We start from the raw sequence: 19,536 nt of genomic DNA on the forward strand, positions 1-19,536 counted from the left end.
TCTTTTCTCTTATCTTAAAAAGTGTTTAAATCGATCCACTTCATCGTCATGACCAATGACAATTAATATATCTCCTGCTTGAATATTCTCCGTAGCTCGAGGGGATACGATAACTTCTTTGCCTCGTTTAATTGCTACAATATTCAATCCAAACTTCGCACGAATATCTAATTCAATTAAAGAGTGCCCATCAATTTTTTTATTCGCAATAATCTCTACAATACTATGCTCATCTGAAAGCTCAAGGTAGTCTAGCACATTGCTTGATGCAATATTATTAGCAATCCTTTTTCCCATATCACGTTCTGGATGCACAATATGATCTGCACCTATTTTACTTAACACTTTTTCATGATAATCATTTTGAGCTTTTACAGTAATATTTTTTACACCCAACTCTTTCAAAATCAAAGTCGTTAAAATACTTGAATTTAAATTATCTCCAATAGCAACGACTACGTGATCAAAATTTCGAATACCAAGGCTTTTTAATACCATCTCATCTGTTGAATCTGCAATTACAGCATGCGAAGCTATATTTGCAAATTCATTAATTTTATCCTCATCTGAATCGATTGCCATTACTTCCATTCCTAATTGAGCTAGTTCTCGGCAAATACTTCCACCAAAGCGACCAAGTCCAATGACAGCAAATTCTTTTTCTTTCTCACCCACGGGAATTCCTCCAATAACTTCAAGTACTATTTATTTTCAGTGTAACACACTTTATATGCGTCACAAAAACTGTAATTAGCTCTTATTTTTGTTTTTGTATATAAAAATATTGTTGCAAGTAAAAAGCGATACCAACAAGTAGCATAGCAAATACAAATATATTTCCAAAAGAACTAAATGTTTCAAAAACGAATAATAATGTTTCTTGACCAAAAAAGGCAAATAGAAGCTGTGTGAATGCAAATAACAACGCCCATATGTAATGATGTTGATGGAATAAATAATGCGTTGCACCTAAAAAAGCAATAAACGAAAAGATAAAGATCCACCAATTTTCTAAAAATAGTTGCCAATTAGAAAATTGATATCCATTTACTAATATCGCAATAAGCGCGATAACTACCATCGTCGGCACACTCCAAAATAATGCCCGTCCTCTAAAGAAACGAGTGCCTTTAACATCTCCTTTTTCATGTGCAATATATGTTAGTACTACTGTGCTTATATACAAAACAGAAAGAATTGTTAAAACGATAATAAGCCAAAAATGTAATTGATAATATTCATGCTCTATATTTGTCACGATTGCAGCTAACATGCACGGAATTAACATTCCCGTCCAACCATCTACTTTTCTTTCATTCCAAAAGACCGTATTACCAATCCTTATTCCTAACAACATAAAAATAATGATACCCAATACAAATAACGTAGTTTTATTCCCTACTAAACTCGTTGAAAAAGCAATTAATCCAATAAATAAAAAGAGCACAAACCCATTCATAATTTCTAGTACAGGTGATAAATATCTCTTCACCCATTTGTATGTTTCGTCATATTCATTATTATCTACTAGACGATAGGCATAAAAACTTATCCCAAAATAAACCGCCGCAATAATAACGTACGCATATAAGACGAAACATAAAATCGCACTGCTAATTTGCACGTAATTCCCCACCCTTTTTTCTATGTTTCACATTGATTTTACACACTTTTCATACTAAAAGTAAACATATATAAGTTAGTCAAATAATTAATAATGAGCAGTGGCTAACCCCCCTGCTCATTATTAAAACAGTACAATTAACTTTAATTCTTCCATTTGTATGTCAATGTCTAAAATCAATCTATACGAGCGTTACTTACACCTCAGAACAAAAAGTTTTTTGGAACCTTCAAGAAAGTGGAAGTTTTATTTTCTATTCCCTTTCCACTTTACATATTGGCTTAAAAATGTAATTGCCTTTTCAATCACTTCTTCGTCTGGTTTTAATTTTGCATGATGTAAACCATATTCTGAATTTACTCCAAGCCAAAACATAAATCCAGGGATTTCTCGAAGCATATAACCAAAATCTTCACCCGTCATTGCCTCAGTACATGTAATAACATTCATATCAGTTTGTTTATGTACAAATTCCATAAACTCTCTCGTTAACTCTTCATGGTTATATACTTGATGATACATTGCTCCGTAATCTATAATCGCCTCACACTGGAAAGAAGCTTCGATACCTGCAACAATTGACTCAATTCTGCTTTTCACACGCTTCATTGATTCCACTGATAATGTTCGAATCGTTCCTTCTAAACGAGATTTTTCTGCAATAATATTTTGAACCGTACCACCAGTAATTTTCCCGATTGTAATTACTGCACTATCAAGAGGATTTACATTGCGACTAATAACGGATTGAAGCTGTGTAACAAGATGACTCGCTGCAACAATCATGTCATTTGCAGTATGTGGATAGGCAGCATGGCCACCTTTCCCTTTTAAATCAATATATAATTCTGAAGTATTGGCAAATAACAGTCCTTCTTTCGTTGCAATTGTCCCCACAGCGTATTCTGGTGCAATATGAAGACCAAGAATTATATTTGGTTTCCATTCTTTTAACTCTTCACTTTCTAACATAGGAAGAGCACCGCCTGGTCCTTCTTCTGCTGGCTGGAATAGAAATACAAGGTCATCATCTATTCTTTCGCTCACAGCTTTCGTTAGAAGGCCTAAACCGATTGTTGTATGTACATCATGGCCACATGCATGCATCATTCCTTCATGAATAGAAGCAAACTCGTATCCAGTTTCCTCTGTAATTGGTAAACCGTCTATATCTGCACGATAACCTATTATTTTTTCGGGATTTTTTCCATTTACTTTAACGATTACACCCGTTTTCCATGTCTTCACTTCCACAAATTCATGAGAAAGTGTTCCTATATAATCTAAAATATACTGTTGTGTTTTCCATTCCTTAAATCCGATTTCTGGAATTCTATGTAGATCTCTACGAATTTGGACAAATTTGCTTACTGTCATTTTTGCACCTCTATCTATAAAAAGCGTAAGAGCCCATTTACGCTCTTACGCTTTTTTTACTTTTTATTTCTCTGGGTTTAATTGACGAAGCTCTTGTTTAATTTCTGTTTTTGCTTTTGTCTTCTCATCAATTTCTTTAATTACACGTGCTGGAGTACCTGCAACAACTGTGTATGGAGGCACATCTTCTGTTACAACAGCTCCCGCTGCTACAACTGCACCTTTACCTACTGTAACACCCTCTAAAACAACTACATTTGCACCGATTACTACATCATCTTCAACGATAACTGGTTTTGCAGAAGGTGGCTCAATAACACCTGCAAGTACAGCACCTGCACCTACGTGACAGTTTTTACCGACTGTTGCACGTCCACCAAGTACTGCGTTCATGTCGATCATAGAACCTTCACCAATTACAGCACCAATGTTAATTGTTGCATTCATCATAATTACAGCGTTGTCACCAATTTCAACATGGTCACGAATAATAGCACCTGGCTCGATGCGAGCTTTAATACCTTTTAAATCAAGCATTGGGATTGCAGAATTACGACGATCGTTTTCTACAACGTAGTCAACGATGTGCTTATTATTCTCATCAAGAATTGTCTTAATTTCAGACCATTCTCCGAATAATACACCTGATTTTTTATTCACAAATGCTTGTACTGTTTCAGGGAATGTTACTTCTTTTAAATCCCCTTTTATGTATACCTTTACAGGAGTTTTCTTTTCACTTTTTTGAATAAACGAAATAATTTCGTTAGCGTCCATCATTTTCATTCTTGTTGCCTCCTAAATCCATTTATAATGTTACTCTACCAAACGAAAGAGCGAGTAGCAAGATAATAATCTTATTTTCCCCTTTGAATTTCTTCTATAATTTCTAAAAATGCTTGTACTTGCTTCAACTGCCTTGCCGAGTCACTTGTTAACAACCATGTTTCTCTCGTCAGTTGAACAGGTGTTTTATACATATTTTCCTGTACTTCCTTTAAAACAGTAGAAGGTAAAAGGGCATAACCTATACCATTTAAAACAAGTTGTTTACATGTTTCAATTTGGTCAACTACAATCGTTCGCTTAGGCGGATTAGAAAATAAACCATACCACCAATTTTGTATTTGTCCATAATAAGTCGAGTCACTTTTAAATTGAATGAACGGCCTATTTGTTTCTTTTAACATCGAAATATCTTTTATTTCTTTATCAACTAAATACAGTTCATCTTCAAATAATTGTTGCTTCTGACCTTTATATTCTTGTGTTCCCCTCAGTATAGCAACATGCACGTCTCCTTCATAAAACTGCTTTTGCACTTCACTACTCCATCCAGTAAACAGCGATATCTTTACAGAAGGATATTTATGCACAAACTTTTTCAAAACAGGAGGGAGCCAATATTGACCAATAACTGATGCAACAGCTATTTTTAACGTTCCATGAGTTTCCGTTCTGAAAACAGCCAGCTCACTTTTTATATCTTCTTCCCTTTGCAACATTTCTTTGGCATAATTTGCAACTTTTTCCCCTTCAGGTGTAATTGTCAATCCTTTTTGTGAGCGAATAAAAAACTTCATTCCCCATTGTTTCTCCATAGATTGTAATCGTTGACTCAGCGCAGGTTGGGAAACAAATAAACGTTCCGCCGCTTTTCTCATATTTGATTCCTGAGCTAACACAACCATCATTTGAAAATCATCAATTTGCAACTTTCTCCCTCTTTCCTTAGCTTCCATACACCTTATTTCAATAAGCTTTTCATCCTTAATTTACCCGAATGCTTTCATTCAGAAAATACAATTGTCCAGCACAAACTTTCCTTATGTTTTATGTCTTTTTAAATATAATACATACACAAGTGATATGCACGAAAAAAAAGTGACTTCTTCGTTTCTATGAAGTCACTTTTTTCACTTTATCGATTATGTTGCCTTACTTTCTTATTCAACAATTTTAAAATAGCCCGACGTGTTAAAATCCCCTCAAAATAGCCTTCTTCATTAACAGCGCAAATAAAAGGATGATCAATTGTCATTTCTAAAGCCTTTGCAAATGAATCGTCTAATTTAAGAACAGGTATATCTTCTTTCATCACCTGCTCTACTTTCATATCATCGAGCCTTTCAAACTCAATACGTTCTAATCCTAACATACCATCTAATATCATGGCAGTACTAATCAAACCATGTAGTTTATACATTGGATCTAAGACAGGTATCGCTGAATATCCAGATTTTACAAGAACGAGTAAAGCATGTTCTAAACTATTTCCAATTTGGACATGAGCTACTTTTTCCGATGAAATCATTAAATCCTTCACAAGAATTTGTTGAAATTCGTCTTTCGGAATACTAATCATATTACATCCCCCATTTTCCCTTTTTCCTGCTTATGTTCACAACTCTATTCACATTTTATGACAGCGTTTTCATATTATTATTTTGTCCTAAATTTATTTCAATAAAAATACAATCACACAGCTATTTTAGCATACCGCACAAAAAAAAGACTACCATTCCGGTAGCGCTTAATACCCTTTATTTTTTAATCTGTAAAATAACCTTGTGATTTTTTTATATTGCATCACATCTGTCTGTTTCAAACCATTCTCAATATCTGTAAGTTCCACAGCTAAAATTTCACTTGCGTAATTTTGCTGAAATAAAATATCTAGTAGTAAACTTTCTTCTTCCTTCGTTAAAACAACTTCCCTTTGCATATACCCCTCTCCTTACACTCGCATCGTTACTCTTATTATATAAAAAATTCAACCTATTTAATAGATGTAATATTCAGTTTTCGTTTAAAGATATGTAACAATCGTACACATACAAAAAAATCATTTCGTATATCGATTTGCATAGCTAAACGCCGCATAAGCATCCGGCTTAATTTTTGCAGTTAATCCCATCGCTCGAATTTTTTCTGTCATATCTAAAATAAATTCTTTTGTTAAGCCATCATTCCCAATGTCTAAATGAATTTCCATTATGAATCCAGCCCCATCTTGAGCATAAGGATGCAATAACTCCCATATTGTTTGTATATGAGTAGGCGTAAATAGACATGCGATTTCTTGACTAAACTGCGTTTCTAAATATATTTTCTCACGTAAGGTCGCTGGCTTATCTTTTACTGATTTATGGTGTAAACAACCCCAGGCACCTTTTCCAACACGATGAATATGGATTGCTGTAATAAACCTCGTATCCTTTTGATGCGCTTGCGAGTCTGTCCCAATGGATAATCGATACAAATTTCGCGGATCCTTTTCAATGAAACTACAAATACGGTTAAAGACCATATCAAAATTTAAATGTCTCTCTGAAACATTGTAAAATTTATGTGCACCGTCCACAGAGTCACGTCCTTTCAATTAGACAGACTTTTCGTATTCTCATTGTATGGGACAAAAACTAAAATTATAACTTCCTATCCTTTATTCGTTTCAATATTTCGAATTACAAAGTGACAAACTTGGCACGTATAAATTACATTTTGATTAGATTGAGCCGTTAATACATGAATAATCTCAGCAGAACTTTGACAATTAGGACAAATCACAACTGGTAAACGTTCCATACGATAACCTCCTAGTTATATTTCTCCCGCTATTTGCAAAACCCAGCGATAGTGAGAAGTTTAGCTTCACATATTCACCCGGTTGACGGGACTAATTATCCACATGGATAAGCAAACTTGCACGGATTAAATTTTCATTTTAATACCATTGTAGGAAAAATAAAAAACTTCTATACATTATGCTAGAAAGTAATAGAACTAAAAAAGGTACTGCCATGTGGCAGTACCTTTTTTATATGTATCAAGAAATGATATCGTAAATCTCAATTGCAACCATGTCGATATTATCGAATTGATATACTTGAGGTTTTTCACCTTGTTGATACACTTCTAACTCATACATTTCACTTTTATCGAAAAATTTCACGCTACATTTGCGCTCACCGTTCACTTCAAAATAGCGTTGTGCTACTTCACCGCTTTCAGCTTGTTCTTGTAGACTAACAAGTCGAGTTAAAATTCCTTGGAGTAGAGACATGAAATCTCTCCTTTCTCTGATCTTCCTACCAATAGGTTTTACAGCTATACTCATTCTATCCGTCATAACAGAAAAAATGTTCCACACTCTAGGATAAAGGTTATTGGCCAGAAACTCAACTAAAAATTTGTCGAAATGCGAAGGAAAAAACAGAAAGAACATATTTCTCCTTCATTATTGCGGTTTTTATACTGGAAGAATATAATAAAAAACAGAAAAAAGGAGGAATTACAATGAAAAAAATTGAGGTTTATACACAACCCGATTGTCCGCCATGTGTTATTGTAAAAGAATTTTTGAAGCATAATAACGTTGCATATGAAGAATTTGACGTAAAAAAAGACGCTGCTGCTCGCAATCGTCTTTTAAACGACTATGATTCCTATTCAACTCCAACAGTCGTAATTGATGGCGAAGTAGTTGCAGGTTTTCAAATTGAAAAGTTACAACAACTACTCAATATAGAATAGGAATAGGAATAGGTAAATACCTATTCCTATTCTTATCCCGCTGTTTGTAGGTAGTAAAACTCCCACTAATTAAAAGTTTCACTTTATAATTGTTGCAACCTTTTTATTTCAGTTAAAAGTTCCTGACTTTCATGATATCCTGCTAACTTCCATTTATCTTGATCCCTTTTCAATGTTACAATTTGATATTGTCCACTTTTTGTCCGCTCGTATACATATAAATTTTTATGTTCTTCATCATACGACATTTTCGTTTCTGAATTAAAAGAAAACGGTGCTTCTTTTGCCGGAAGTAAATATTCACCACTTTGTTTATCACTTCTGCTATTTTCATCTGTAAATACTTGAAGGAAATTATCTGTAAAATACGGTGATAACGTCTCTATCATCTTATTCATCGGCAAATGCTTCCCACGAATTGAAAACTGGGTTTCATAGCCTTTTTGTATCGTTGTAAATACTTCTTTCCGATCGACTTCCACTTCCTCTTTTCCTAAAACAGTCGTAACACTATAACCAACTAGAAAGGCAACACATACAAATAGAACAAGCCATATTCCATATTTCCTCATTTTTTCACCTTCCTTTTAAAAGAACTTGTCTTTGTAGTATTCATTGTAACAATGATTATGCAAAGAAAGGACAGATTTCGTTCGTAAAATCTTTACAACGATAGACAGCATTTTCATCACCATTTTCACTATTACCAATTTATGATAAAAACAAACAAAAAATGCACGAATCTCTTCGTGCATTAAAATAAAACATCTTCTTCATATAAATATTCATAAGATAAATCTATAAATAAAAAGTTGTCATCATCAATCGGGAAAGAAAATGTTCGTACCATTTCTCCCGTTTCAATATCTGCATATAAATCTGAAAGCCTCGCCTTATTCTCAAAACGCATTTTCATTATATTCTCGAGAAAATACGGGCGCCAGCTCCAGTTCTTCATATAATAATCCGGCATCACAATCCATTCTCCATCTTTTTTCATAACATTTCCTGATTGTTGGAAACCATCTTCATTACAAATAAATATACGAAAACTACACTGTGATACACTTTGACTAAATTGTAATAACCAATCATTTATATCTTCATTCTTTTTTTGTTTTGATAAAACATCGCCAATGCGATCGCGTAACATCTCTGTTAAATTATAAATTTTTTGTAACTTCTTCTTTTCATGCTGAATAAACTGATGACATTCATTACCTAGTCGCTCTTTCAAAACATTCGTTTCAATAAAATCAGGTAAACATTCTTTTAAATAATTACCTTGATAATATCTTCCGCCGTTCTTCCAAGCATATTGCAGTTGATAAAAAGCATCTATTTCTTCATATAATAAAGTTGCACCAATTCTTCTAGCAAGTAATGATAAAGAATATAAAATATCTTGATAAGATTGTAAAAGTGCTGTTTGCCTTAAGTTCGTTAAATCTACTTTTAAAATATCAGGTGCTAACACGCTAATACGCTCTAAATTACTTGTACCCGTTCCGACTTTATTAATCGAAATTTGAATACCATATGTACGATAATACATAAGCAAATGATTAAATTGCTCTATATCTTCTTTACATTCATGCTCTGTAATCTCTAAAACAATTTGTTTTAAATTTAAACCTTGTTCTTCATACCTCAATAAAAGTTGAAGCAAGCTTTCATCATCATCATTCATTAATACATTAGCATTCCGATGTATAAATAATAATAATTTTTGATCGCTTTCTAAATAACGATTTAAAGCTTTTTCTACTATAATATTATCCGCTTCCAGTTGAAATTCACTTGGAATCGAATCATCGTGAAAGAAAGAAGCTAAACTTTGTATGCCCTCTTCTGTTTGAATACGTCCTACTACTTCATATCCAATTACAGTATGCTCATCAGCACTAAAAATAGCTTGATAATAAGGAAGGACTTTATCCAAGTTACTCATTACATCTAATGCATCTATCAACGTGCTTCCCTCCCTTTACTTTTCAAAAATTATAACATGATATTTACGGAAAAATAATAAAAAATCCCTTCAGTTTTCCTGAAGGGATTAGAGGGGTAAAATGCTAAGGGGAATTAGCAATTCTACTATGAAGAAAAAAGAGGTCTTAAATATAACGTATATATGACCTCTTGTAAACACTTTTCTTTCATATGTCACAATTCCGTCACATTTAACCGTAAAAAAATGAATCAAACATTCATTTTTTTATCCCTTTTAAAATGGATATTGATGTAAATGTTGTCCGCCATCCATTGTCATGCAAGTTCCATTTATGTACGCAGCTTCATCTGAGCATAAATAATAAGCTAGACCAGCGATTTCTTCTGGCGTACCCAGCCTTCCAAGCGGAACACTTTGTATCGTACGCTTAGCCATTTCTTCTGAAATCCATAATTTATCAGCACCGCCCGTACGTTCAATTGGTCCTGGAGCGATAGCGTTAACTCGTATTCCATATTTACGTCCCCACTCAACAGCGAGCGTCTTCGTCATCGCTAATACTCCTGCCTTCGCTGCAGCCGAATGAATAACTCCTGGACCTGCATCCCATGCATATGTTGCTACCATGTTAATGATATTCCCTTTTATACCTTTTTCAATCCAATATTTTCCGACAGCATGGCTACAGTAAAATGTACCGTTTAATACAATATTAATGACCGAATTCCAGCCATTCACGGATAAATCTTCTGCTGGACAAATAAAGTTTCCAGCTGCATTATTTATTAAAACATCAATTCGACCAAACTTCTCATCAATCTGTTCAATCATTTTCTGAATGTCATCCGTATTTCTTACATCCATTTGTACAGGTAATACTTGCCCTGGAAATTGTTCAATTTCCAACTTTGTTTCCTCTAGTTTTTCTTTTGTACGTCCTGTAATAACAACTCGTGCCCCTTCTTTTGCAAAGCGAGTCGCCATTCCTTTTCCCATTCCACTCGATCCACCTGTTATAATAACTACCTTTTCTTTCACATACATCCCCTCCAAAAAAATGAATACACATTCATTTTATCACTTTATTTGATAGAAATCTTTATATTTTTAAACTTTTCTGATATTTTAATGTAAAGAACTTTCTTTTTATTCATTTTTTTCGTAATCTATACTAATTTTTTATTATGTAAAGTATATTTTTAAATAAACTGAAAGGAGATTTGAGTAGCCTGTAAATGGAATAAAAACATTGAGGTATACTCATATTTTTATGACGCACATTACAAGAAGAAATTTTTTAAAAATTGGTATGCGTACTTGTCTCTATTCATTTATAACCAGTGGCATCGGATACTACTATGCTAAATATATAGAACCCCATTTCATTTCTTTTACACAGCACACATTAAAATCACAACTCATCCCAAAAAGTTTTCATGGTATGAAAATTCTTCAATTCAGCGATTTACATCTCGGATACTATTTCTCGCTTCAACATTTATCTCAAGTTGTTTCTAAAATTAATGCTGTAAATCCAGATATTGTCCTTTTTACCGGAGATCTCATTGATAATTATCAAACGTATACTGACACTCCTTTTGTCGCATCCATTTTAAAAAATATACAAGCCCCCTTCGGTAAATTCGCTATTTATGGTAACCATGATCACGGTGGATATGGAACTGAATACTATGAGCACATCATGCGTGAATCAGGATTTGAACTATTGCTAAATAGTAAAAAAAGAATTCGTCTAATGGATAATAGTGAAATTTCTATTTTCGGTCTCGATGATATACTACTAGGCAAGCCAAAAATAGAGAAAACATTACAACATGCACGGCAAAATACTTATAACATCGTTCTTGTTCACGAGCCAGATATCGCGCCGCAAATTTCCAAATATCCAATCAACTTGCAACTTTCTGGTCATAGCCATGGCGGACAAGTACAAATTCCTTTTTTAGGGGCTATTATTACGCCATCACTCGCCAAAGACTATATTGAAGGCTTCTATACGATGCAGGATTTAACTCTCTATGTCAATCGAGGCCTCGGGAGAACACGTGTCCCATTTCGTTTCATGTCAAAACCTGAAATCACAATTTTCACACTCCAACATTCGTAATAATTCGCCTATTTTCTTACATATCCTTTCTTGTACGCGCTCATCCATGTTTCGTTTACCATATGATAAAAGTGAGTCCAATAAAGGAGGTATGTTCATGTATCCATATTATCAACCAATTCCAGTCCGTTCAGCACCTATTGGTCCAGTAGGCGACTCACGCTTCTTCCCGTTTTTTGGCGTTCCCTTTCTAGCTGGAATTGCTGGTGGATTGCTCGGCGGAGCATTAGCTTTCGGCCCTCGACCATTTTATCCACCTTATCCACCACCTTTCCCGCCGCCAGCACCTTATCCTTGTTACGGTGGACCATGTCAGCAACCCTACTATTACTAGGTTAAAGTAACGATTCTTTCAAATATTATTCTCTCAACGAGCCATCTCATTACACGCTTATAATAAAACTATTGTTTCTACTCATCCTTCCATTTTTGGAGCATATGAGTAGAAAAAAGTAAAAACCTCTTATGGACATAAGAGGTTTTTACTTTTTTTCATTATTCAGCGTCTGTATTTTGATACGCCATCTTAAACAACTTCACTTGGCTATCAATTTCTTCTGTACTACCATTAATAACATAATAGTAATCACCATCTTTATTTTGTTCACGTGTTTTCACATTATCAGCTAATGTAAGCTGTAAAATCGCCTTAATTCGTGCCTTCATTTCAATATCTAATATCGGGAAAGATATTTCCACTCGCTTCTCCATATTTCGCGTCATCAAATCAGCTGAAGATAAATATATTTTCTCCTCCCCATTATGATGGAAATAATAAATACGGCTATGTTCTAAATATCTTCCAACAACACTAACTACACGAATATTTTCACTTACATTTGGAATACCAGGTCGTAGGCAACATGTTCCTCGAACAATGAGCTCTACCTTTACTCCAGCTTGTGATGCTTCGTACATTTTTTTTATTAACGGTTTATCTGTTAATGAATTCATCTTAGCGATAATATATCCATTTCCATATTGCCTATGATAACGGATTTCTTCATCTATTAAATCCATAAATTGCTCTCTTATATCAAATGGAGCAACCGATAAATGATGAAAATGTGGCTTTGTTGTATAACCACTTAAATAATTAAAGAAATTGGTTGCATCGACCCCAAAATCTTTTCTTGATGTAATATATCCAAAATCAGTATATAACTTCGCTGTTGCATCATTATAGTTCCCAGTTCCGAGATGTACGAACCTTTCGATTTTTCCGTTTTTTCTCCTTACAACTAGCGTAATTTTACTATGTGTTTTCAAGTGACTGACACCGTAAATAACATGACAGCCTGCCTGTTCCAATTCTTTAGCCCAGTGAACATTGTTTTCTTCATCAAACCTTGCCTTTAATTCAACTAATACCGTCACTTGTTTTCCCTTTTCAGCCGCTATCTTTAACGCCTGAATAATCGGTGAATCACCACTTACACGATATAACGTTTGTTTAATCGCAAGTACATTCGGATCGTCTGCCGCATCACGGACAAAATCAACTACCGGCTGAAATGATTCAAAAGGATGATGTAATAAAATATCATGCTCAATTGCTTTTTCAAATACATCTTCTTCATCACCTAAATCTTGAGGCGGTTGCGGAATAAGAGCTGGATATACAAGATGTTCATATAAAGGAGCTAGTTTTTTATATAAAGAAAACAAACATGTTAAATCTAATGGGCCATCCATTATATATACATCTTCATCTTTTACTTCCAGAACCTCATATAATAACGCTAATACTCTTTCATCAATGTGTTCTTTCCCAACTTCTAAACGTACAGCAGCCCCCCACTTACGCTTTTTTAATTCTTTTTCAATTACCTTTAATAAATCTCTCGCACCTTCTTCATGAATCGTTAAATCTGCATTGCGTGTAATACGGAAACGAGTAACAGATGATACTGTATATCCCGTAAATAATTTATGAGTAAAGCTACTAATTACGTCTTCTAATAAAATAAATTTATGCTTTTGCCCTTCACTCGGTAAAATTATGAAGCGCTCAAGTAATGAAGGAACTTGTACAATCCCTAACTTCGTCCTGTTTTCTTCTTCCGCTTGCTTCTCATCATATAAAAGAGTAGCCAAATTCAAACTTTTGTTTAATAACATTGGAAATGGGCGATATGCATCAATAGCTACAGGAGTTAACACCGGAAAAATTTGCTCGTCAAAATACTCTTCTATAAATTCTCGCTGCTCTTTCGTCAAATCATTGAATGTTAAACGTTCAATTCCCTCTAACTCAAGCGCTGGTAATACATAATTTTTAAATGTATCATATTGTACTGTCATTAGTGCATGGGCTTTTATCGCAATTTTATTTAATTGCTTTTTCGGTGTTAAGCCAGCTTTATTTTCTGGTTGATTAAATCCAGCACTCACTTGATCCTTTAATCCCGCTACACGTACCATAAAAAATTCATCTAAATTCGAACTAAAAATACTAATAAATTTCAATCTTTCCAAAAGTGGATTATTTGCATCTTGCGCTTCTTGTAAGACACGTTCATTAAATGCTAACCAACTTAACTCTCGATTATTGTAATAAGCTGTATCATTTAAATTTACTGCATTCCCCTTCAATAATTCCATTCTCTTCACACTTCCCCTTGAAACTTTTTTACTATAATTTAGTTAATTTCATTTTATCAAATTACAATATTACAAAGTGTAAATTTTTCGTAAAGACATCCGTACAACCCTAATGTTTTAGTTCAAATAATAAATTAATATTCGTTTTTAATACTCTTTCTAACTGTTTTTTTTGTTTTTCAGCTTGTACTTTTTCTGCTAATGCCGATTGTTCACATAAAACTTTAAACGTTAATCCCTCTTCGCTTTCTGTTATAGATATGGTATCAATAAGCGATCGTTGCCTTACATTTAAAGTAGCTGAAAATTGTAAAACAGCTCCTAACAGGCGGATTTTTTTTTGTTCGCTTTTATCAAACCAACCTTCAAATGGAGATAAATGTTGTTTAAATAACATTTTTGATTTATACGATGCAATAAGCGCTAGCCTTACTCGATCTTTATGCATCATGCCATCAATTGTCTTATTCGCTAATAAATAAAACGTATGTAAACGGCTCGCTTCTTCGTCTATATATTTGCCTATATTAAATACTTTCGCAGCTTGATGGAACACTTCCCAGTCTTTTACTGACATAGAAATAAGCCCTATTTCCTCAAGTTGTTTGCAAATTAGTCTTCCATGTTTAATAAGTTGAATAACAAATTCCATGTCCATTTCGTATTCATGTGATAGTAAATGCAAACTTTCTTCAACTACGTTCGGATAATATGAAATCCCCAAATCTTTTGTCAACTCTTCATAGAAAACACCTTCTCTTAACCCTTTTCTACTTAATACAAATGCCGGTGCCTCTATAACATGAACAAGTGTATGAAATACTTCAACCGCTGGAATAATCGTATCTGCTCGATCTTTTGCTAATCCTTCCAATTTCTGAAGTTCTATGAACGACAATTTTTCCAATTCCTCTTTTACACTTTCAACATCTTCTTCTTTCATCTTGTATAAATGTAATCCTGCTATAGGATAACATATTAAATTTTGATGGATTTTTACTAAGTTCCTAGCACTACCACCAATTGCAATAAGAGGCAATTTCTTATTGATTAACCATGGTAACGTTCGAAATTGAAACTCTAAATACTGTTGCATTCCCTCTAACTCATCTTTAGTAGGAATATCACCTTTAATAAATTGTTGCTTTAAAGAAAGTGCCCCAAAAGGAAAACTATGGTACTCTAAAATCTCTCTATTTCTAAAGTATGTAACTTCCGTACTCCCCCCACCAATATCTACCGTTATTCCTTCTGAAAACGATGTAGAATTCATAACCGCCAGGTATCCGTAACGCGCTTCCTCATACTCTGATAATACTCTAAGAGTAAAGTCCGTTTGTCCTTCAACAAGCTTTTTAATTTCCTCTTGATTCTCCGACTGTCTAATTGTTGCTGTTGCAACACAAAGTACATGATGCAACTGATGGAATCTTGTACTTTCTTGAAATTGAAATAATGTCTGTAATAATACTTCTATTCCCTCTTCATTCAATACACCATCAATTAAGTAATTCCTTAACCTAGCAACAACTTTCGTATTTTCAATCTCTTTATAAAAACCTCCATTTTGCTTTTCATAAATAACTAAACGCATTGTATTAGATCCAATATCTATAATGGCATACTGTTGTTTTAATATTTCTTTCAAACTTCTCACTCTTTCATTATCAAATTTCAAAAACATATTCTATTACTATTATACAAAATAGTTGTTTTTTGTAACAATATTGCTTTAATATTGAAAATATATACAATCACTTTTTGCGTATAATAAATACCTATTTTATTTATGGTATAATAATGAAAAATTGAAAGGAGATTCAATATGAAACCTTCACAACCACAATCTCAATTACAAAACCAACATTCTATTAATCGACTAGCTCAATCTATTTTCGTTGTGAATCGTCATGCTAAAGCAGCTACTAATCCTAAATATTTATACTGGTTAAAAAAGACAGCTTTAGAACGTTTGATTGCTGAAAAAAAAGCAATTAAAGAAGGATTGCATTTTTCTAGAAACCCACGTTTTAGCCAACAACAATCTGATGTCCTTATACGTTTAGGCGATTATTTTTTCCACATCCCTCCTACGAAAGAAGATTTTCGAATTCTACCGCATCTTGGTCATCTTGAATCCTCCTATCGAAATCCGAAAACAACCTTATCTTTAACAGTAGCAAAAAAAACACTTCAAGATTATATTGGTCCTGAAGCATTAAAACAAGAAAAAAAATTAAGTGAGCCTGTTCCATGGTATAGTCGTACTTATACAAAAAAATAAAACAGTTTGGCCAAGTGTAGGCCAAACTGTTTTATTTTTTCTCTTCTTTAATTTTAATATTTGCTTGTTTATAAAAAGCTACTTTTTCTGTATTATAAGACTTTGTAAATTCATTAAATTTATCTTTTTCTGACTCAATATCCTTATAAGATTGATTTACTACTTTTACTTTTTCACTAATATCTTTTAATTTAGTACCTTTATCTTGTAACATTGTATATAACTCTTTTTCTTGTTTTAAAGATTTGTTATAGCTGTCATACATTTTATTAAATGAATCGTGGCGTTTCTCATACGTGCTTTTCACTTTATCAGCTTGATCTTTCAATTTCTTATCTTCAATTTTCTTCACATACTTATCAGCTGACTTCACTTCTTCTTGCGCTTTATTTAAAACTTCTTTTTCTTTTGTAAGCACTTTTTCTCGTTCAGTTGTATTTTTCACTGCTTGATTCAGTTTTTCTTTAACAGTTTGATTATTATCTTTTCCTTCTTGAACAATCTGGTTATATAATTCTTGTCCTTCTTTCTCTAAAGTCTCAAGTTTTTTTGCATCTTCAAACATTGTTTTTTCTTGTTTAGCAGCGTTTTCAAACGCTACATATAATTCTTCTTCTGGTTTCGGACCGAAACAACCGGCTAATAAAATCATTGATAATGTAGTTACAATTGCTAATTTACTATATTTCAACATCTCTTCCTCCTACTTATAAACGACCATCGTGTAATATAAAAAAGTTATAAAATATGTAATTGTTCTATACACTCGCATCTTTTTTACGAAGATCATTAATATTGTTTGTACAAATTATTACTTGATATTACATTATTCTTTTTGAATTATTTAGCAATTCCATATCCATTTTTAAGTATACTACTTCGTGTTTTTTAAGGCCTGTTCACACTATGTATTACTTTAATATCCACGGAATTTCACCTCAGTCTTAATAAGACTATAATAGTTCACCTGATAAAAGGTGATCGCTCCGCTCTCACGTCTATCATTCCCTTTCCAGCTTTCTATCAATTAATCTCTTTGTTCATTTTACACAGTACAATCGATATCTCGCAACAACTTACAAATATTCTTTTCATTTCCTAAAAAGGAAAAGTGTAGAGCTTGCTTTCCTCTACACTTTTAAAATAAAACACACTGTGCAAATTGCATTGGCACTACCATCATAATTATATGCTTATTTCATATATTTTTAAAGACTTTTATTACAAAAGTGGCGTTTTTTTGTAATAAAAGTCAAAAAAATGTTACAAATAAAACATCTTCCTATCATATATCTTCAAATCAAAGCTTCACTCATTTTCTTGCAAATTTCTATACTGGTACAATTGATTTTGCGACTTTCTCAACAGTTCTTCAAACGTTTTTCCTTCTACTGGATAGCTAGCTGCTCCAAATAAAAGAGTGACACTGAGTAAATCACCTTCTATTTCACTTTCAATATTTTTCATTAATCGTTTTGTTATTGTTGATGTTTCATGACCATTATCAATTGCTACAATAACGTACTTATTTTCATCCCACTTTGTAACAACATCGCCCTTCCGAATTGTCTTTACAATGGTACTCTCTAATTTTTGTACTAACACTCCCAACTTTTTTTCTTGCAACGTGTCTTTTAACCCTTCCCATTCTTTTACAGAAAGAATGTACACTGTAATATTACGAGAATCTCTTTCAGATAAAGCAGCTACTTTCCCAAAAAAATCAACAACAAAATCATTGCTTGCCATTCCTCCTACTTCCATACCCATACGCTCGTTTGTTCTTTTATCGTACCAATGTCCAAAATAATAACTTAGTATCATTTGCAATATATAAATAATAAAGACGGTATAAAATGATCGTGAATCCAGTTTTGCAATTACATCCTGAAGTGCAATCCATTCTGTAACTGCCACAGTATTGCCAAGCAATAATCCACTAATTTTTCCTTTATGTTTCATACTTTTCCCCCTTTTATACCAATATATGTTTCTATATCAATAATGTTTTTCTACAAAATAAAAAATGTACATATGCAATGTACATTTCTGCTTAAGCTTGTATACCTTTTCTACTCTATTTCATATATATAATATATAACTTTTATAGAAAGGAGTAATCTATATGCTACAAAAAGAGAATCTATCAGATGCTATGCGTTTGCTAGCTGGTTTTCTATTATCATTAAAATTATTATTTACCTCTTTCGGGATACACTTTATTACAAACGATCAAATCGACGCTATTGTTAATGTTGTTTCATTTTTATTTATTCTATACTTTGGCTACAAAAATAACTATGTAGGAAAAAAAGGAATGGAGCAAAAGAAAATACTCAAAAAACACAACCTTCACTAAAAAAGGAACCTTTTGTACAGGTTCCTTTTTATCATTGACGCACAACAACTTCATTTGTTTGCAGTGGGCCATATGATATCTCTTTATCTTGAAATGTATATGTAGCCTGAAAGAATGTTTGTTTAAGAGCTTTATCTTTATTAGCTTTTATTTTACAACGTAGTTCCACCTTCTCATTCGGTAACAAATCATCAATTCGCCATCTAACAAGCTGGAATAAAAACTCACTTATCCCCTTATCAACTTTTAAAGAATTAGGAATATAAGCAAAGTAATCTCGAATCATATGACTTACAACAACTCTCGAAATCATTTCTACCCCTTTATTTTCCACTTCAATTCTCATAATAAGTATGTCGTTTACATCGTAGGTCAATTCATACGAAAATTGTTCTGTATACATACTACCAATTTGTAATGTAACGGCTACTTGAGGAAATTCGTTTTCCTTTTTCGATCCGTCAATCCACAATACTGGTTGTAGCGGTATTGAATACTTTCCTGTATCCGAAATTCGTCCCCATATTTTCATAATATATATTCACCTCATTTCAGATGTAACATACACACAATGAATTCCCCAAATTCCTAAAGCTTGCTACAAGCAATGTTTAATATTTCTCTTCCTTTTATCCTATTCGACAATATGAAGAAAAAACCATTTTTCATC

The 19,536-nt window shown here is 33.2% G+C and carries 23 protein-coding genes; 5 read left to right on the plus strand and 18 right to left on the minus strand.

Features of this window, described 5'->3' with window-relative positions:
* Positions 1–9 precede the first annotated feature (9 nt).
* From GD442_RS19155 to GD442_RS19195, 10 genes are all read right to left on the minus strand, one after another.
* A complete protein-coding gene (locus tag GD442_RS19155) occupies positions 10–675 on the minus strand; it encodes a potassium channel family protein (RefSeq protein WP_000504032.1) in 666 nt (221 codons plus the stop codon).
* 82 nt (positions 676–757) lie between these two features.
* Positions 758–1,624, minus strand: coding sequence for a cytochrome c oxidase assembly protein (locus GD442_RS19160; protein WP_001167324.1), 867 nt, complete (start codon positions 1,622–1,624; stop codon positions 758–760).
* A gap of 246 nt (positions 1,625–1,870) precedes the next feature.
* Positions 1,871–3,001 (minus strand): N-acetyldiaminopimelate deacetylase, encoded by a 1,131-nt coding sequence (locus tag GD442_RS19165; RefSeq protein WP_000218672.1) that lies wholly within the window; start codon positions 2,999–3,001, stop codon positions 1,871–1,873.
* A 63-nt stretch (positions 3,002–3,064) separates the two neighbouring features.
* Positions 3,065–3,787, minus strand: coding sequence for a 2,3,4,5-tetrahydropyridine-2,6-dicarboxylate N-acetyltransferase (gene dapD, locus GD442_RS19170; RefSeq protein ID WP_000783241.1), 723 nt, complete (start codon positions 3,785–3,787; stop codon positions 3,065–3,067).
* 71 nt (positions 3,788–3,858) lie between these two features.
* Entirely contained in the window at positions 3,859–4,743 is an 885-nt protein-coding gene (locus GD442_RS19175; protein ID WP_002026259.1) for a transcriptional regulator CcpC, read from the minus strand.
* 179 nt (positions 4,744–4,922) lie between these two features.
* The gene (gene cbpB / locus GD442_RS19180) at positions 4,923–5,366 is read right to left on the minus strand and encodes a cyclic-di-AMP-binding protein CbpB (protein ID WP_000623579.1); all 444 of its coding nucleotides are present in this window, start codon (positions 5,364–5,366) and stop codon (positions 4,923–4,925) included.
* A gap of 168 nt (positions 5,367–5,534) precedes the next feature.
* Positions 5,535–5,726: an antirepressor AbbA gene (gene abbA, locus GD442_RS19185; protein WP_001188692.1), complete on the minus strand. Its 192-nt coding sequence runs from the start codon at positions 5,724–5,726 to the stop codon at positions 5,535–5,537.
* A gap of 120 nt (positions 5,727–5,846) precedes the next feature.
* Positions 5,847–6,365, minus strand: coding sequence for a ribonuclease H-like YkuK family protein (locus tag GD442_RS19190; protein WP_000348488.1), 519 nt, complete (start codon positions 6,363–6,365; stop codon positions 5,847–5,849).
* A 74-nt stretch (positions 6,366–6,439) separates the two neighbouring features.
* A complete protein-coding gene (locus tag GD442_RS27835) occupies positions 6,440–6,589 on the minus strand; it encodes a hypothetical protein (RefSeq protein WP_000440540.1) in 150 nt (49 codons plus the stop codon).
* A 241-nt stretch (positions 6,590–6,830) separates the two neighbouring features.
* Positions 6,831–7,067 carry a YkuJ family protein gene (locus GD442_RS19195; RefSeq protein ID WP_000055151.1) on the minus strand — a complete coding sequence of 79 codons (237 nt, stop codon included), beginning with the start codon at positions 7,065–7,067 and terminating at the stop codon, positions 6,831–6,833.
* 233 nt (positions 7,068–7,300) lie between these two features.
* On the opposite strand from GD442_RS19195, the gene GD442_RS19200 reads away from it, so the two are divergent.
* Positions 7,301–7,537: a glutaredoxin family protein gene (locus GD442_RS19200; RefSeq protein WP_000717873.1), complete on the plus strand. Its 237-nt coding sequence runs from the start codon at positions 7,301–7,303 to the stop codon at positions 7,535–7,537.
* A gap of 83 nt (positions 7,538–7,620) precedes the next feature.
* On the opposite strand, the gene GD442_RS19205 is transcribed toward GD442_RS19200, so the two are convergent.
* From GD442_RS19205 to fadH, 3 genes are all read right to left on the minus strand, one after another.
* Positions 7,621–8,109 (minus strand): DUF3993 domain-containing protein, encoded by a 489-nt coding sequence (locus tag GD442_RS19205; RefSeq protein ID WP_001233804.1) that lies wholly within the window; start codon positions 8,107–8,109, stop codon positions 7,621–7,623.
* Between the two features lie 182 nt (positions 8,110–8,291).
* Positions 8,292–9,509 (minus strand): EAL domain-containing protein, encoded by a 1,218-nt coding sequence (locus GD442_RS19210; RefSeq protein ID WP_000564306.1) that lies wholly within the window; start codon positions 9,507–9,509, stop codon positions 8,292–8,294.
* Positions 9,510–9,764: 255 nt separating this feature from the next.
* A complete protein-coding gene (fadH, locus tag GD442_RS19215) occupies positions 9,765–10,529 on the minus strand; it encodes a 2,4-dienoyl-CoA reductase (protein ID WP_000660913.1) in 765 nt (254 codons plus the stop codon).
* Positions 10,530–10,761: 232 nt separating this feature from the next.
* Between fadH and GD442_RS19220 the strand changes: the two genes are divergently transcribed.
* Both GD442_RS19220 and GD442_RS19225 read left to right on the plus strand, forming a co-directional pair.
* Positions 10,762–11,619 carry a metallophosphoesterase gene (locus GD442_RS19220; RefSeq protein WP_002026257.1) on the plus strand — a complete coding sequence of 286 codons (858 nt, stop codon included), beginning with the start codon at positions 10,762–10,764 and terminating at the stop codon, positions 11,617–11,619.
* Between the two features lie 97 nt (positions 11,620–11,716).
* Positions 11,717–11,953 carry a hypothetical protein gene (locus tag GD442_RS19225; protein ID WP_000283738.1) on the plus strand — a complete coding sequence of 79 codons (237 nt, stop codon included), beginning with the start codon at positions 11,717–11,719 and terminating at the stop codon, positions 11,951–11,953.
* Positions 11,954–12,114: 161 nt separating this feature from the next.
* Here the strand turns inward: GD442_RS19225 and GD442_RS19230 are convergent, their stop codons facing one another.
* On the minus strand, positions 12,115–14,223 hold the full coding sequence (locus GD442_RS19230) for a polyphosphate kinase (RefSeq protein WP_000421680.1): 2,109 nt from the start codon (positions 14,221–14,223) through the stop codon (positions 12,115–12,117).
* Between the two features lie 109 nt (positions 14,224–14,332).
* Positions 14,333–15,907 carry a Ppx/GppA family phosphatase gene (locus GD442_RS19235; protein WP_002198132.1) on the minus strand — a complete coding sequence of 525 codons (1,575 nt, stop codon included), beginning with the start codon at positions 15,905–15,907 and terminating at the stop codon, positions 14,333–14,335.
* Positions 15,908–16,048: 141 nt separating this feature from the next.
* Between GD442_RS19235 and GD442_RS19245 the strand changes: the two genes are divergently transcribed.
* Entirely contained in the window at positions 16,049–16,507 is a 459-nt protein-coding gene (locus tag GD442_RS19245) for a YkyB family protein (protein ID WP_000804864.1), read from the plus strand.
* A 31-nt stretch (positions 16,508–16,538) separates the two neighbouring features.
* Here GD442_RS19245 and GD442_RS19250 read toward each other — a convergent pair whose 3' ends face one another.
* Together GD442_RS19250 and GD442_RS19255 are read right to left on the minus strand one after the other, a co-directional pair.
* Positions 16,539–17,201 carry a YkyA family protein gene (locus GD442_RS19250; protein WP_000922498.1) on the minus strand — a complete coding sequence of 221 codons (663 nt, stop codon included), beginning with the start codon at positions 17,199–17,201 and terminating at the stop codon, positions 16,539–16,541.
* A gap of 614 nt (positions 17,202–17,815) precedes the next feature.
* The gene (locus tag GD442_RS19255; protein ID WP_000680820.1) at positions 17,816–18,469 is read right to left on the minus strand and encodes a diguanylate cyclase domain-containing protein; all 654 of its coding nucleotides are present in this window, start codon (positions 18,467–18,469) and stop codon (positions 17,816–17,818) included.
* A gap of 163 nt (positions 18,470–18,632) precedes the next feature.
* On the opposite strand from GD442_RS19255, the gene GD442_RS19260 reads away from it, so the two are divergent.
* A complete protein-coding gene (locus tag GD442_RS19260; RefSeq protein WP_000939448.1) occupies positions 18,633–18,866 on the plus strand; it encodes an SPP1 phage holin family protein in 234 nt (77 codons plus the stop codon).
* A 31-nt stretch (positions 18,867–18,897) separates the two neighbouring features.
* On the opposite strand, the gene GD442_RS19265 is transcribed toward GD442_RS19260, so the two are convergent.
* Positions 18,898–19,398, minus strand: coding sequence for a hypothetical protein (locus GD442_RS19265; protein ID WP_000708120.1), 501 nt, complete (start codon positions 19,396–19,398; stop codon positions 18,898–18,900).
* Positions 19,399–19,536: the final 138 nt, after the last annotated feature.

Source organism: Bacillus sp. A260, from assembly GCF_009861435.1.
GTDB lineage: Bacteria > Bacillota > Bacilli > Bacillales > Bacillaceae_G > Bacillus_A > Bacillus_A cereus.

Bases quoted from the DNA above. Each gene is read 5' to 3' on its own strand.
- GD442_RS19165 (WP_000218672.1), bottom strand. From the start codon at position 3,001: ATGACAGTAAGCAAATTTGTCCAAATTCGTAGAGATCTACATAGAATT.
- dapD (WP_000783241.1), bottom strand. From the start codon at position 3,787: ATGAAAATGATGGACGCTAACGAAATTATTTCGTTTATTCAAAAAAGT.
- GD442_RS19175 (WP_002026259.1), bottom strand. From the start codon at position 4,743: ATGGAAGCTAAGGAAAGAGGGAGAAAGTTGCAAATTGATGATTTTCAA.
- cbpB (WP_000623579.1), bottom strand. From the start codon at position 5,366: ATGATTAGTATTCCGAAAGACGAATTTCAACAAATTCTTGTGAAGGAT.
- abbA (WP_001188692.1), bottom strand. From the start codon at position 5,726: ATGCAAAGGGAAGTTGTTTTAACGAAGGAAGAAGAAAGTTTACTACTA.
- GD442_RS27835 (WP_000440540.1), bottom strand. From the start codon at position 6,589: ATGGAACGTTTACCAGTTGTGATTTGTCCTAATTGTCAAAGTTCTGCT.
- GD442_RS19195 (WP_000055151.1), bottom strand. From the start codon at position 7,067: ATGTCTCTACTCCAAGGAATTTTAACTCGACTTGTTAGTCTACAAGAA.
- GD442_RS19200 (WP_000717873.1), top strand. From the start codon at position 7,301: ATGAAAAAAATTGAGGTTTATACACAACCCGATTGTCCGCCATGTGTT.
- GD442_RS19205 (WP_001233804.1), bottom strand. From the start codon at position 8,109: ATGAGGAAATATGGAATATGGCTTGTTCTATTTGTATGTGTTGCCTTT.
- GD442_RS19220 (WP_002026257.1), top strand. From the start codon at position 10,762: ATGACGCACATTACAAGAAGAAATTTTTTAAAAATTGGTATGCGTACT.
- GD442_RS19225 (WP_000283738.1), top strand. From the start codon at position 11,717: ATGTATCCATATTATCAACCAATTCCAGTCCGTTCAGCACCTATTGGT.
- GD442_RS19230 (WP_000421680.1), bottom strand. From the start codon at position 14,223: ATGGAATTATTGAAGGGGAATGCAGTAAATTTAAATGATACAGCTTAT.
- GD442_RS19235 (WP_002198132.1), bottom strand. From the start codon at position 15,907: ATGTTTTTGAAATTTGATAATGAAAGAGTGAGAAGTTTGAAAGAAATA.
- GD442_RS19245 (WP_000804864.1), top strand. From the start codon at position 16,049: ATGAAACCTTCACAACCACAATCTCAATTACAAAACCAACATTCTATT.
- GD442_RS19250 (WP_000922498.1), bottom strand. From the start codon at position 17,201: ATGTTGAAATATAGTAAATTAGCAATTGTAACTACATTATCAATGATT.
- GD442_RS19255 (WP_000680820.1), bottom strand. From the start codon at position 18,469: ATGAAACATAAAGGAAAAATTAGTGGATTATTGCTTGGCAATACTGTG.
- GD442_RS19260 (WP_000939448.1), top strand. From the start codon at position 18,633: ATGCTACAAAAAGAGAATCTATCAGATGCTATGCGTTTGCTAGCTGGT.
- GD442_RS19265 (WP_000708120.1), bottom strand. From the start codon at position 19,398: ATGAAAATATGGGGACGAATTTCGGATACAGGAAAGTATTCAATACCG.